The organism is Bradyrhizobium sp. Kon10, assembly GCF_055807395.1.
Genome location: NZ_JBVVOZ010000028.1, coordinates 75,550 through 88,551, shown reverse-complemented (window position 1 = coordinate 88,551; position 13,002 = coordinate 75,550). Strand labels below are relative to the sequence as shown.

Annotated in this window: 11 protein-coding genes; 7 read left to right on the top strand and 4 right to left on the bottom strand. The window is 63.8% G+C overall.

Features of this window, described 5'->3' with window-relative positions:
* From AC0L2O_RS28765 to AC0L2O_RS28755, 3 genes are all read left to right on the top strand, one after another.
* A partial coding sequence (locus AC0L2O_RS28765) for a TonB-dependent receptor (protein WP_473372100.1) occupies positions 1-1,671 on the top strand: 1,671 nt, incomplete at its 5' end.
* Between the two features lie 12 nt (positions 1,672-1,683).
* The gene (locus AC0L2O_RS28760) at positions 1,684-3,153 is read left to right on the top strand and encodes a PepSY domain-containing protein (RefSeq protein WP_473372102.1); all 1,470 of its coding nucleotides are present in this window, start codon (positions 1,684-1,686) and stop codon (positions 3,151-3,153) included.
* Between the two features lie 127 nt (positions 3,154-3,280).
* The gene (locus AC0L2O_RS28755) at positions 3,281-3,616 is read left to right on the top strand and encodes a hydroxyisourate hydrolase (protein WP_473372099.1); all 336 of its coding nucleotides are present in this window, start codon (positions 3,281-3,283) and stop codon (positions 3,614-3,616) included.
* On the opposite strand, the gene AC0L2O_RS28750 is transcribed toward AC0L2O_RS28755, so the two are convergent.
* The 4 genes from AC0L2O_RS28750 to AC0L2O_RS28735 all read right to left on the bottom strand — a co-directional run bounded on the left by AC0L2O_RS28750 (position 3,617) and on the right by AC0L2O_RS28735 (position 7,691).
* Positions 3,617-4,432, bottom strand: coding sequence for an ABC transporter permease (locus AC0L2O_RS28750; RefSeq protein ID WP_473372098.1), 816 nt, complete (start codon positions 4,430-4,432; stop codon positions 3,617-3,619). It abuts the gene before it with no gap.
* On the bottom strand, positions 4,432-5,295 hold the full coding sequence (locus AC0L2O_RS28745; protein ID WP_473372097.1) for an ABC transporter permease: 864 nt from the start codon (positions 5,293-5,295) through the stop codon (positions 4,432-4,434). The genes AC0L2O_RS28750 and AC0L2O_RS28745 overlap by 1 nt, the downstream gene beginning before the upstream one ends.
* Positions 5,296-5,526: 231 nt before the next feature.
* Positions 5,527-6,573: an ABC transporter substrate-binding protein gene (locus AC0L2O_RS28740; protein ID WP_473372096.1), complete on the bottom strand. Its 1,047-nt coding sequence runs from the start codon at positions 6,571-6,573 to the stop codon at positions 5,527-5,529.
* A gap of 23 nt (positions 6,574-6,596) precedes the next feature.
* A complete protein-coding gene (locus tag AC0L2O_RS28735) occupies positions 6,597-7,691 on the bottom strand; it encodes an ABC transporter ATP-binding protein (protein ID WP_473372095.1) in 1,095 nt (364 codons plus the stop codon).
* Between the two features lie 134 nt (positions 7,692-7,825).
* Between AC0L2O_RS28735 and AC0L2O_RS28730 the strand changes: the two genes are divergently transcribed.
* From AC0L2O_RS28730 to hydA (AC0L2O_RS28715), 4 genes are all read left to right on the top strand, one after another.
* Positions 7,826-8,557 (top strand): maleate cis-trans isomerase family protein, encoded by a 732-nt coding sequence (locus AC0L2O_RS28730; protein WP_473372094.1) that lies wholly within the window; start codon positions 7,826-7,828, stop codon positions 8,555-8,557.
* Between the two features lie 11 nt (positions 8,558-8,568).
* Entirely contained in the window at positions 8,569-9,978 is a 1,410-nt protein-coding gene (gene hydA, locus AC0L2O_RS28725; RefSeq protein ID WP_369724866.1) for a dihydropyrimidinase, read from the top strand.
* Positions 9,979-10,452: 474 nt separating this feature from the next.
* The gene (locus AC0L2O_RS28720; protein WP_473372093.1) at positions 10,453-11,385 is read left to right on the top strand and encodes an N-carbamoyl-D-amino-acid hydrolase; all 933 of its coding nucleotides are present in this window, start codon (positions 10,453-10,455) and stop codon (positions 11,383-11,385) included.
* Between the two features lie 128 nt (positions 11,386-11,513).
* The gene (hydA, locus tag AC0L2O_RS28715) at positions 11,514-12,983 is read left to right on the top strand and encodes a dihydropyrimidinase (protein WP_473372092.1); all 1,470 of its coding nucleotides are present in this window, start codon (positions 11,514-11,516) and stop codon (positions 12,981-12,983) included.
* Positions 12,984-13,002 lie beyond the last annotated feature (19 nt).

Here is a 13,002-nt window from a genome sequence, read left to right as displayed (position 1 = left end):
GATTCGTTGAACTCGTTCCGTACACATTACGGCTCCGGCGGCAGCACCGACGTGCAGGGCCTCGACTACCGGTTCGACATCAGCCGCTCGTCGCTCAACGGCTTCGCCGACGACACCAACACCAGGACCCTCGACGTTTCCGGCCAGCTCAACTACCGCATCACCGACAGCCTCAAGGTCTGGGGCGCGATCGAGTACCGCGAGGACCGCGGGAGGGCGTATTGGGGTGCGCCGCTGGTGCCGGTCGCATTCAGCGGCTCGCATGCGACGACCGGAATCCTCTCCGGCAGCTATGTCTCGAATTTCAACGGAACGAATCTCGGACCGGTCACGATCGACGACCGCACCTTCAATACCAATTACAATGTCCTGGACAACCGCAACGTCGCACAGGAGGTCTGGCTGCGTGGCGGCTTCGAGCTGAAGCTGGCGCCCGACCTGACGCTGAAGAGCCAGGCCTATGCTTATGGGGCGGAGCGCACATGGTTCAACAACGAGGTCGAGGCGTTCAACTCTGGGACGAGCCTGGTCGATCGTGAGCGCTTCTACGTCGCGCACAGCCAGCGCCTCGTCGGCAATATCACGGACCTGACGTGGGATGCGAATATTGCGGGCTTCGACAATCGTCTGGTCACGACGCTTTCGTCAAGCTATCTCGATTTTGTCAGGCCGGGCGCAGCCAACTTCCCCGACGATTCCGTCTCGCTGGTTGATCCACCTCGCGGCTACTATGGCCTGCTCACGACGCAGCAGCAGACCGCGCGCATCGACAACGAGGCGCTGTCGTTCGAAGATCGCCTGAAGCTGACCCGCAGCTTTGCGCTGGTCGGCGGGTTGCGCGTCGAGCATATCGGCCTCGACCGCAACTCGACCGACGTGAATGGCCTGGAGAAGGCGAACTTCCCGTTCTCGAAATCCTGGGCGCCGGTGACGGGCCGTATCGGCTACAATTGGGAAGCCGTACCCGGCCTGACCTTTTTCAGCCAATACGCCACCGGAGCCGACATCTCCGCCAATAACATCTTTCTGCTCAATCCGACCGATCCGCTCAACCTGACGACCTCGCGCACGTATGAGACCGGCGTCAAGCACCTGCTCTGGGACAACCGGGCGGAGTGGTCGTTCTCGGCCTACGATATCCTGCGCAAGAACGTCTATGCCGCGGCCGGCGGCATGCAGCTTAACATTGCCGGGCGGCAGCAGTCGAAGGGCGTCGAGCTCGCCGCATCGGTGCGGCCGATCGAGCCTTTGCGGCTGTGGGGCAACATTGCCTATGTCGATGCGCGTTACGCCGATTACAATTTCGTCGGTGGATCGTTCTCCGGCAATACGCCGCCGAACGTGCCGCGCATCGTCGCCAATGCTGGCGCGTCGTACCGCTTCCTGACCACGTGGCCCGTGGACTTCGGCATCGTCGGCCGCCATGTCGGCGATCGCTATAACACCGATGCCAACACGGTGACGCTGAACGCCTACACGGTGGGGGACATCTATGCTTTGGTCGATATCCCCAAGACGGTGCTCTCTGCGGTCGATCAGGCTCGCTTGACCTTCCGGGTGCGCAACTTCACCGACAAGCGCTATGCGATCTGGGGCGATCCGTTTTATCCTGACCAGATCTTGCTGGGCGCGCCGCGCACGTACGAAATTTCGGCGGCGTTCAAATGGTAAGGCATTGAACGCATCATGGGCGCGATCGTCCTCTCGCATCGCTGGCTCGGGATCGCGTTCGGCCTGCTGTTCGCGATGTGGTTTTCGACCGGCATCGTGATGCACTTCGTGCCGTTTCCGTCGTTGACGGAAGCGGAGCGCTTTGCCGGCCTGAGGCCGCTGGATCAAGCAGCGAGTGCGATGGCAGTTGCCGATGCGCTGGCTGCAAGCGGCATCAGCGATGCCACGCGCGTGCGCCTGGTTCAGCGGAGCAAGGAGCGGGTCTATATCGTCTCGGGGCCCTCGCGACTGCGCGCGATCCACGCTACTGACGGGAATGATGCATCGGTGCGGTCGCCCGAAGTCGCGCTCACCATCGCCCGGACCTATGCGCGTCAACGCGGGCTCGATGCGGCGCGTGCGGCTGTCGTTGCACAAGCCGACTACGATCAATGGAGCGTTCCGAACGGCTTCGATCGCCACCGGCCTCTGTTTCGTGTGGCCCTCGGCGACCTCGCCGGAACGGAGGTCTACGTTTCATCTGCGACCGGCGAGGTCGTGCTGGATACCACACGGAGCGAGCGTGGATGGAATCTCGCCGGCAGCGTTTTGCACTGGATCTATCCGACGTCTCTCAGAAGCAATTGGGTGCTGTGGGACGGCGTGGTCTGGACGTTGTCGCTCCTGGCCTTGATCGCGGCGGTGCTGGGCGCGGTGCTTGGTTTTGTGCGGATCAGGATTCGCGGGCGGCAGATATCATCGCCATACCGTGGCTGGCATGCCTTTCATCACGTCGTTGGTCTCTTCGCGACAACGTTCGTGCTGACCTGGATCTTCAGCGGTTGGCTCTCGATGGACCATGGCCGGCTATTCTCGCGCGGCCAGTTGAGTCCGGCTGAGGCGGGCGTGATCAATGCTTCGCCGGACTGGACCGCAGCCTTGTCGTTCGATCGCCGGCCCCTATCGCCGTCGGCTCGCGAGGTCGAGTGGTTTGCCTTCGGCGGCAGTCTCTATCGACGGGAGCGGATTGGTCTCGGGGAGCAGGTTGTGATCCGGCCAGACGGTGGGGAGGCGCCGGTCATCAGCGCGCAGGCGATCGGAAACCTGATGACGCAGATCGCAACCGGCTGCGACGCACCGTCCGTGCTTGCGGCTGACGACGACTATCCCGCGCACTCCATCGTTCCGGGCGCGCCGGTCTACCGTTCCCGATGCGGTGCCCTCTGGTTCGACATCGATGGCGCAGACGGCAGCGTGTTGCAGAGGCTCGATTCGTCGCGGCGGGCTTACCGCTGGGCCTACAGCGCGCTGCACACATTCGACCTTCCAACCCTCATGGCCCACCCCCACATCCGCGATGTCCTCATCGTGGGCCTCTGTGGGCTCGGGCTGGTGTTCTCGATCACCGGAATTGTGATCGGCTGGCGGCGGTTGCGTTTGTCTTTCGCGGGCCAGGAGGCCCGATCAAAACAAAAACCGCGAAAACAACCCCATGCACAGTAGCCGGTGACAAGGGAATCAACGGGTTACACACGCCCCGGCGCGATGATTTGACTCGTCGGGCAAAACACCGCTACATTGCTACTATTCCGAAATCATAGCGCGGCCGCGCGCTCACAGGAGGAACACGGTGGCAGGCGGCATTTCCATTCACGCGGTCGACGTGGCGAGCGGTCGACCCGCGCAGGGCCTGCGCGTCGAGATCTGGCGGATCGACCCGGATTCGGAGCGCATTGCCGACAGGCGGCTCGGCGCCAACGGCGTGCTCGATCATTCCATCGCGCAAGGCGCCGGTGTGACTGCGGGCGAGTATGAGGTGCTGTTTCATCTCGGCGAGTTCTTTGCAGAAACTGACGGCTTTCTCACCGTGACGCCGTTCCGCTTCCGCATCAAGAACGTCGACGAGCATTTTCACCTGCCGCTGAAATTCACACGCTGGGGCTATTCGCTATTCCGTGGCGCCTGATCAGTTCGTCAGTCGTCGCGACAACCCGGTCATGCGCTCCATGACTGCGACCAGCGCGACGGTGGCGATGATCAACACGCCCGACAATGCGGCAATGGTCACGTCGAGTTTGCCTTCGAGGTCCTGCCACATCCGGATCGGCAGCATGTCGGTTGCCGCATCCCGCAGGAACAGCGACACCGGCACGTTGTCGAAGGACGACATGAAGGCGATGAAGGCACCCGCAATGATGCCCGGCCGGATCAGCGGCAGCACGATGCGGCGGAACGTGTAGAGACGGCTGGCGCCGAGCACCGTCGAACTTTCGAGCAGGGTCGGCTCGAGTTGGGCCAGCGCCGCGACCGTGTTGCGCACAACATAGGGCACGCAGACCACGGTGTGGCCGATCACCAGCGTCAGCGGCGACACCGGCAGGCCGACGAGTGAGAACAGCATCAGGGCGGCGAGGCCAAAGGCGAGCGCGGGCAGCACCAGCGGCGACATGAAGAGGGAATCGAGCAGCCGCGCCGACAGCGTCGGCGAGCGCGAGATTGCCAGCGCGGCGGCAACGCCGAGCATCACGGACAGACCCGTCGCCCACAGCGCCACGATGAGGCTGTTCTTGGCCGCGAAGTGCAGCTGCCACGCGTCCCAGAGCTCGGCGTACCAGCGCAGCGAATATCCGGGCGGCGGGAATTTGAGCGAGAAGCCGCTGGTGAATGAGACGATCAATACGACGAGCGAGGGCGCGATGATCAGGATCAGCGCGATCAGGGCGATCACGGTCATGACGAATTCGAAGCTGATCGCCTCCAGGGTGCGCCTACGCCCGCTCATCACGCCCCTCCATAGCCGCGCGACAGGCGGCCGAGCGTGGTGAAGACTGAGACGACCGCGAGCACGGCGAGCAGGAAGATGATCGAGATCGCCGATGCAAACGGCCAGTTCTGCAGCGTGGAAGCCTGCTGATAGAGATACATCGGCATGAACAGCATCTGGCCGCCGCCGATCAGCGACTGGGTGATGAAGGCCGTAATCGCGGCGGCGTAAGTCAGCGTGCATCCGGCGATCACGCCGGGCAGCGACAGCGGCAGGGTGATCCTGAAGAAGGTGCGCCAGCTGCCGGCGCCGAGCGAGCAGGAGGCGTCGTCGAGATTGGGATCGATGCGGCCGAGCGCGGTGATCAGCGGCAGCGTCATCAACGGCATCTGCACCTGCGCAAGCGCAATCACCACGCCGAACTCGGTATAGAGCAGCCGCAGCGGCTTATCGATCACGCCGAGCGATTGTAGTGTCGCATTGATAATGCCCTGCCGGCCAAGGATCACGATCCACGCGAAGGTGCGCACCACCACGCTGGTCAAGAGCGGCAGCAGCACGATCAGAATGATCACGGTCTGAAGCCGCGGCCCGACCCGCTGGTAGAGCCACGCAATGGGAAAGCCGAGCACGAGGCAGACGGCCGTCACCTCGGCGCCGAGCAGCAGCGTCGAGCCGAGCACGCCAAGGCTGAAGGGATCGGAGAGGAAATGCAGGTACTGGCCAAACCCCCAATGGAGCGCGGCGGTATCGTTGTGCAGCGAGAGCCAGACCAATTGCAGCAGCGGCGCCACGAAGAAGACAAGGAAGAACAGCGCCAGCGGCGCTGCCAATCCCATGCCGTAGGAGGTGACGTCCCGTGAGACCGGTCCTGCGCCCATCGCCATTCCTCGAATGTTCTAGGATGAAATGGTCTTAAGTTGAATCAATCCGCCGCGGACCCGGTGCACCTCTCCCGCTTGCGGGAGAGGTCGGCGCAACGCGCCGGGTGAGGGTTCTCTCCTCTTGGGGGTTCTCGATCGCGGAGATACCCTCTCCCCAGCCCTCCCCCGCAAGCGGGGGAGGGAGCACACCTCCCTCGTTGGTGCGGTCGAATCTAATCTCATCATGCGCTAGATCTTGATCTCGCGGTTGAAGCGCTCGATCCAGGCCGAGCGCTGCTCGTTGATCTTCTTCCAGTCCTGGAACACGAATTTCTGCTTCAGCTCGGTCGTGTTTTTCGCGAGCACGCGCGCGATCTCGCCGCTCATGGCGACCTTGGAATTGGTCGGCACGATCAAATAGGGCGGATTCATCAGGATTGTCTGCACTTCAGCCGACAGCGCCGCCTCGATCAGCTTGAACGCAAGCTCGCGATTCGCTGAGTTCTTGACGATGTGGATCGTGGTCTTGAAGGCGATGGCGCCTTCCTTCGGCGCGACGAACTCGACCGGCACGCCGCGCGCTTTGAGGATCTGGATGGCGTTGAAATTGCCGGGCGAGATGTCGATCTGGCCCTGCTGGAACAGAGTCGCGAGCGCGCCGGGATTGGCGGCGACCGCCGCGAGATTGGGCTTCAGCTCCTCGATCGCCTTGAAGCCAGGATCGACATTGGCTTCAGAACCGCCGCGCATCTTGGCGATCTCGACCAGCCAGCCGGTGCCGAGCGTCGAGTTGAGGTTGGTGATGCCGACACGGCCCTTGAACTCCGGCTTCCAGAGATCGGCCCAGGAGGTCGGCGGCGTCTTGACGGCTTCCGGATTGTAGGTGAGGCCGACGACCTGGAAGAACGGGGCGGGGCCCATCGGCTCCTGGGCTTCGGAGATCAGGTCCTTGTAGTAGGCGCTCTTCTCGACCGGATAGGGCTCGACGAGGTCCTGCCCGATCGCGACCAGCGCAGGGCCGGGATCGTGCAGCATGACGTCAATCGGCGGATTGGCCTTTGCGGCGTTCACCTTCGCGATCTGGTCCACGGAAAGCATGGGGTCGAGCACGATGGCCGCATCCGCGTTGGCCTTCCGGAAGGCCGGCACCAATACCGCCTTGTGCGCTTCCTCCCAGCTTCCGGTGAAGGTTGCAAACACCAGCGGACGGGCCTGGGCGAAGCTTAAGCCCGGAAACGCCTTCATGGCGCCGAGTGTAAGTGCGGTCGTCATCAGGCTTCGGCGGTTCAGGATCATGTCGAACTCCCTGTGGACTGGATCTAAAGCGTTGCGGGAAAGGCGTTGGCGAGCGACGGGGCGAGTGGCGCGAGCCGCACCGCAGCGCCGTTCTCCAGCGCGTGTGTCTCGCCAATGCGCGCCTGCGAAACTTTGACGCCGGAGCCGTCGGCGGTCTTGATCTCGTGAACGACGGTCGCACCTAGCGGGAGCGACATGCCGACCACGCCGGCAAAGCCGGTCTCATCGCCGACGAACTGCAGATGCTCGGGGCGGATGCAGACGGTGACGCGGCCGCCTTCGGTGAGGGCGCCGCCCGCGGGCCGCGCGATGATCTCAGCGCCGGCATCGAGGCGCACCTTGGCGCTCGTGCGGTCCGCCGAGACCACGATGCCGGGCATGCGGTTACTGGCGCCGACGAAGGTGTTCACGAACAGGGTCTGCGGACGGTCGTAGACGTCGGATGGCGAGCCGAACTGCTCGAGCCTGCCGTGGCTGAGCACCGCGACGCGATCGGCCATTGACAGCGCCTCTTCCTGATCATGCGTCACGATCAGCGTGGTGATGCCCGAGACTCTCTGCAGCCGCTTGACCTCGATCTGCATGTCGAGCCGCAGATTCTTGTCGAGCGCGGCAAAGGGCTCGTCCAGCAGCAGGATCGACGGCTTGATCGCGAGCGCGCGGGCGAGCGCAACGCGCTGCTGCTGGCCGCCGGAGAGCTGCCGCGGCAGCCGCTCCGCCATCGCCGGCAGTTGCACCAGCTCCAGCAGGCGCTGCGCCTCGTGCTGTCGCGTCGCCTTGTCGACGCCGCGGGCGGCAAGGCCGTAGCCGACGTTCTCGCTAATCGAAAGATGCGGAAACAACGCGTAGTTCTGGAATACGATGCCGACCGCACGACGGTTCGGCGGCAGCGCATCGACGATGTCGTCGCCGATGATGATTCGCCCCTGGCTCTGCGCGATGAAGCCGGCGATGATCCGCAGCAGCGTCGTCTTGCCGCAACCGGAGGGGCCGAGCAGGGCGATGATCTCGCCGCCCTTGATGTCGAGATTGATGTTCTCGACCGCCAGCGCGCCGCTCGGATAGCGGTGGGTGACCGCGTCGACGACGAGCGATCGGCCGCTTGGCGTATCAGCCATGGTGTTGCCCCCGTTCTCCCGGGAAACAAAGCAAGTCTCGTGCCCCGATCCGCCTTAGGCAGGCGAAGCGCCACATCCTGGGTCTGATCCGGGAGGAGTCGACGCGCCTCGCGCAGGCGTCGTAGAGTATCCCCATGCGCAAGCGTCTCGGCATGATCACGCCGTCGTCGAACTCAGTGCTCGAGCCCGTCACCAGCGCCATGCTGCACGGCGTGGCGGAAGTCAGCGCGCATTTCTCGCGCTTCCGGGTCACCGAGATTGCGCTCGATGCCGCGGCGCTGAGCCAGTTCGATGCCTCGCTGATGCTGCCCGCCGCGGATTTGCTGGCGGATGCGAAGGTGGACGCCATTGCCTGGAACGGGACTTCGGCGAGCTGGCTTAGGATTGCCCGCGACAGGAGCCTATGCGACGCGATCGCGGCCCGTACAAGCGTACCGGCGACGACATCGACGCTCGCTTGCATTGATGCCGTCCGTGCACTCAGCGCCAAACGGGTTGCTCTGGTGTCACCCTACACCGACGACGTGCAGCAAAGGATCGCAGATGTCTGGGCCCGGGAGGGGATGGCCCCTTATGCCGAGCGGCATCTCGGTCTGCGTGACAATTTCTCCTTCGGCGAGGTTGCACCGGCGACGATCGCCGGCATGATCCGTGCAGTGGCCTCTGAGGGCGCGGATGCCGTCGTCATCCTCTGCACCAATCTCGACGGTGCTGCGTTGGCGTCACCGCTGGAGCGGGAATTGGATATCGCGGTGCTCGACTCGGTTGCGGTCACGCTATGGCGGACCCTCGACCTTGCCGGCGGCGACATCGGGGCTCTTGCTGATTGGGGTCGGATCTTCCGGACCTCGGCGGTCGTCAAGTGACGGAGACTAATGTGACGCAGTTCGATCTCGCCATTCGCGGCGGCACCATCGTGACGGCCGGCGACGAATTTCGCGCCGACATCGGCGTTCGCGACGGCCGCATCGTCAGCATCGCCGATCGCATCGAGGGAGCAGCCCGCGAGATCGACGCGACCGGCCTGCTCGCGCTGCCGGGCGGCATCGACAGTCACGTCCACATCTCGCAGTCGTCCGGACCCGACGTGGTGATGGCCGACGATTTCGCCTCGGCGACCCGCTCGGCTGCCGCCGGCGGCAACACCATGGTGCTCCCGTTCGCGCTGCAGGAGAAGGGTACCTCGCTACGCGCTTGCGTCGAGAACTACCGCAAGCTTGCCGAAGGCGAGTGCTACATCGATACCGCGTTTCATCTCATCATCTCGGATCCGACCGCGGTGGTGCTCGGGCAAGAGCTGCCGGCGCTGGTGAAGGACGGCTACACCTCGTTCAAGGTGTTCATGACCTATGACGATCTCGTCCTCAGCGACAGGCAATTGCTTGAAGTGTTCGAGGTCGCGCGCCGCGAGGAGGCGCTGGTCATGGTGCATTGCGAGGGCTACGACGCCATCCGCTTCCTCACCACCAAGCTCGAACGCGAAGGCCACATCGCGCCCTATTATCACGGCGTGTCGCGGCCCCAGGCCGTCGAGCGCGAGGCGACGCATCGCGCCATCAGTCATGCCGAGATCGTCGGCGTTCCCATCATGATCGTCCACGTGTCCGGGCGCGAGGCGATGGAGCAGGTGCGCTGGGCGCAGCAGCGCGGGTTGCCGGTGCATGCAGAGACCTGCCCGCAATACATCACGCTGACCGCCGACGACATGAAGGGCCTGAACATGGACATCAGCGGCGCGAAATATGTCTGCTCGCCGCCGCCGCGCGATGTCGAAAGCCAGCAGGCGATCTGGGACGGCATCAGCAGCGGCGTGTTCCAGACGTTTTCGTCTGACCACTGCCCATTCCGTTATGACGATCCCAAGGGCAAGTTGACGCCGAATGCACGCACTTCGTTCCGCTGGGTGCCGAACGGCATCCCCGGCGTCGAGACGCGGCTGCCGATCCTGTTCTCCGAGGGCGTCTCAAAGGGACGAATCACGCGGCAAAAGTTCGTCGAGCTGAGCTCGACCAACCATGCGCGCATCTACGGTCTCTATCCGCGCAAGGGCTCCATCGGCGTCGGCTTCGACGCCGATATCGTTCTATGGGACACCAAGCTGACGAAGCCGATCCGGCAGGCCGATCTGAACCACGGCTCCGACTATACGCCCTGGGAAGGATTCGACGTCACCGGCTGGCCCGTCACCACGATCGCGCGAGGTCGCGTGGTGTACGACCAAGGCAAGGTCGTCGGCACGAAAGGCGCGGGGGAGGTCCTGAGCCGCGGCAAGTCGAGCCTGGTGTGATCCTCCGATCGGCTTCCGCCGATCCGATGATCGCACTGTTACGGTTCGTACAATAAAGAGAGGCTGAGCCGACCGCGGTGCATAGCTCGTGGGCGTCCGAGACGCCGCGGCGTCGTTCGATCGCCTCCAATTTAGACACGAGATTTGCGGAGATTAGATCGCAGTGCAGCGCGTGTTGCGTTTTGAGCGGGAGATTCCGTGGTGCATTGCACTTTTCTCGCGCGGAACAATCCAGGTTCGCCTGCACTCCTTGCGGGCACCGCTGCACCAGAACGTGCAGTCGGTGACGGGGCACGCCGCGCCTCTCGCGTGCTGGTCAACTGGATTGCGACACCTCTGGATCTATTCCGGGCCCATCGATCTGTCGCATGCTCTCCGTCGGTGGCATGACAGGGACGTGGTCTCCAGCTGATCCTGCCTATGAGCGAAGCCGCACTTCGCGACCTGACCAAAAGAGATCACCAGGAATTGCTGATGCGTATCGTCAATGTTGCGGCCGCCCAGATGGGCCCGATCCAGAAAGCCGACAGCCGCGAGGCCGTGGTGAAGCGCATGATCGCGTTGATGGACGAGGCGAAAGCAAAAGGCGCCGATCTGATCGTCTATCCGGAGCTTGCGCTGACGACTTTCTTCCCGCGCTGGTACGCGGAGGACCGGCCTGAATTCGACGTCTGGTTCGAGCGCGAGATGCCGAACGCGGCGACCAAGCCGCTGTTCGAGCGTGCGGCCCGGCACCAGATGGCGATGAATTTCGGCTATGCGGAGCTGACACCCGACGGCCATCACTTCAATACCGCGATCCTGACCGACAAATCCGGCAAGATCGTCGGCAAATATCGCAAGGTCCATTTGCCGGGCCACGTGGAATACGACACCAAGCGCTCGCACCAGCATCTGGAGAAGCGCTATTTCGAGCCCGGCGATCTCGGCTTCAAGGTCTGGCGCGAGCTCGGCGGCATCATCGGCATGGCCATTTGCAATGACCGGCGCTGGCCCGAGACCTACCGCGTGATGGGCTTGCGGGGCGTCGAGATGGTGCTGATCGGCTACAACACGCCGTCGGTCAACGCGGAGAAGAGCGAAGAGGGCGTCGAGAAGCGGCTGTTTCATAACCGCCTGTCGGTGCAGGCCGGCGCGTATCAGAATGCGACATGGGTGGTCGCGGTGGCCAAGGCCGGCGTCGAGGACGGGCATCCGCTGTTTGGCGGCAGCCTGATCGTCGATCCCAACGGCGAGATCGTCGCGGAGGCCAAGACGGAAGAAGACGAGCTTCTGGTTCACCTTTGCGATCTCGATGCCACCATCTTTGGCAAAACCACGATCTTCAATTTCGCGCAGCATCGCCGCATCGAGCATTATGGCCTGATCACGAGCCAAACCGGCGCGGTGCCGCCGCCGGAGAAGTGATGCGGACGCGGAGTGGGTATCGCCTTGCGCGATCATCTTCGGATCGATGACGAGAATGCGTGGCCGGGACGTGGTGGTCTCCCTGCGAAATGGCGATCACCTGGCTTAAGCCGATCATGGAGTGCCTCATGACTGAACCCAGCTACGACCTGATCATCCGGGGCGGACGCGTCGCCACCGCGACGGACGTGTTCGAGGCCGATGTCGCGATCTCCGGCGAGACGATCGTCGCCGTTGGTCGCGGGCTTCCGGCGGCCAAACGCGAGATCGATGCACGCGGCAAGCTGGTGCTGCCCGGCGGCGTCGACAGCCACGCCCATATCGAGCAGTTGTCAGCCGCCGGCATCATGAACGCCGATACGTTCGAGAGCGCGACCGTCTCTGCCGCGTTCGGCGGCACCACCACGGTGATTCCGTTCGCGGCCCAGCATGTCGGCATGAAGCTGCCGCAGGTGGTGGAGGACTATCACGCGCTCGCCAGGAAAGGCGCCGTGATCGACTACGCCTTTCACATGATCGTCGCGGACGCGACCAGGGAGACTGTCGAGGAGCACATTCCCGCGCTGGTGAAGCAGGGGCATGCCTCGATCAAGATCTTCATGACCTACGATCGGCTCAAGGTCGATGACGAGCCGTTGCTGGACATCCTTCTCGCCGCGCGACAATCGGGCGCCATGTTGTGCGCCCATGCTGAAAACCACGGCATCATCGCCTGGATGGTGAAGCGCCTGCTCGCGCGCGGCTACACGCTGCCGAAATATCATGCCGTCAGCCACGCGCGCGTGTCGGAGGCCGAAGCCTTCACCCGGCTGATCGGCATGGCGGCGCTGATCGACCAGCCGATCATGATCTTCCATGTCTCGACCGCGGAAGGCGCCAAGGTGATCCGCGACGCGCGCGGGCAAGGGTTGAAGGTCTTTGCCGAGACCTGTCCGCAATATCTGTTCCTCACCGCGGCCGATCTCGACAAGCCCGGTGCCGAGGGCGCCAAGTGGATGTGCAGCCCGCCGCCGCGCACGCATTCCGACCAGGAGGCGCTGTGGCAGGCACTGTCGCTCGGTGATCTCCAGACCATCTCGTCGGATCACGCGCCATATCGCTTCGACGAAACCGGCAAGCTGCGCGCCGGCCCCAATCCGAACTTTAAGCAGGTTGCGAACGGTCTGCCGGGGCTGGAGTTGCGGCTGCCGCTGCTGTTCGACGCGATGGTGTCGAAGGGGCGGCTTGGCGTGGAGAAATTCGTCGAGCTGACCGCGACGGCACCGGCGAAAATCTACAATCTGCATCCGCGCAAGGGCTCGATCGCGGTCGGCGCCGATGCCGATATCGCGATCTGGGATCCCAATCGCGAAACCACGATCGCCGACGAAATGATGCACGACCTCGCCGGCTACACGCCGTTCGCGGGACGGACGCTGAAGGGCTGGCCGGTGACCGTGCTGTCGCGCGGCCGCGTCATCATCGACGGCAACACGTGCCTCGCGAGCGCCGGCAGCGGCCAATTCCTGGCCCGCAGCGGCGGCGAGGCGGCCAAACCGACCGGGCGGCTGGTCGCCGACATGGACCCTGAACGGAATTTCGGAGCGAAGCTGCTGTGATGGTGGATGCGCCGGCGAG

Bases quoted from the DNA above. Each gene is read 5' to 3' on its own strand.
- AC0L2O_RS28730 (WP_473372094.1), top strand. From the start codon at position 7,826: ATGCGCAAGCGTCTCGGCATGATCACGCCGTCGTCGAACTCAGTGCTC.
- AC0L2O_RS28745 (WP_473372097.1), bottom strand. From the start codon at position 5,295: ATGGGCGCAGGACCGGTCTCACGGGACGTCACCTCCTACGGCATGGGA.
- AC0L2O_RS28740 (WP_473372096.1), bottom strand. From the start codon at position 6,573: ATGATCCTGAACCGCCGAAGCCTGATGACGACCGCACTTACACTCGGC.
- AC0L2O_RS28735 (WP_473372095.1), bottom strand. From the start codon at position 7,691: ATGGCTGATACGCCAAGCGGCCGATCGCTCGTCGTCGACGCGGTCACC.
- AC0L2O_RS28720 (WP_473372093.1), top strand. From the start codon at position 10,453: ATGCGTATCGTCAATGTTGCGGCCGCCCAGATGGGCCCGATCCAGAAA.
- AC0L2O_RS28750 (WP_473372098.1), bottom strand. From the start codon at position 4,432: ATGAGCGGGCGTAGGCGCACCCTGGAGGCGATCAGCTTCGAATTCGTC.
- hydA (WP_473372092.1), top strand. From the start codon at position 11,514: ATGACTGAACCCAGCTACGACCTGATCATCCGGGGCGGACGCGTCGCC.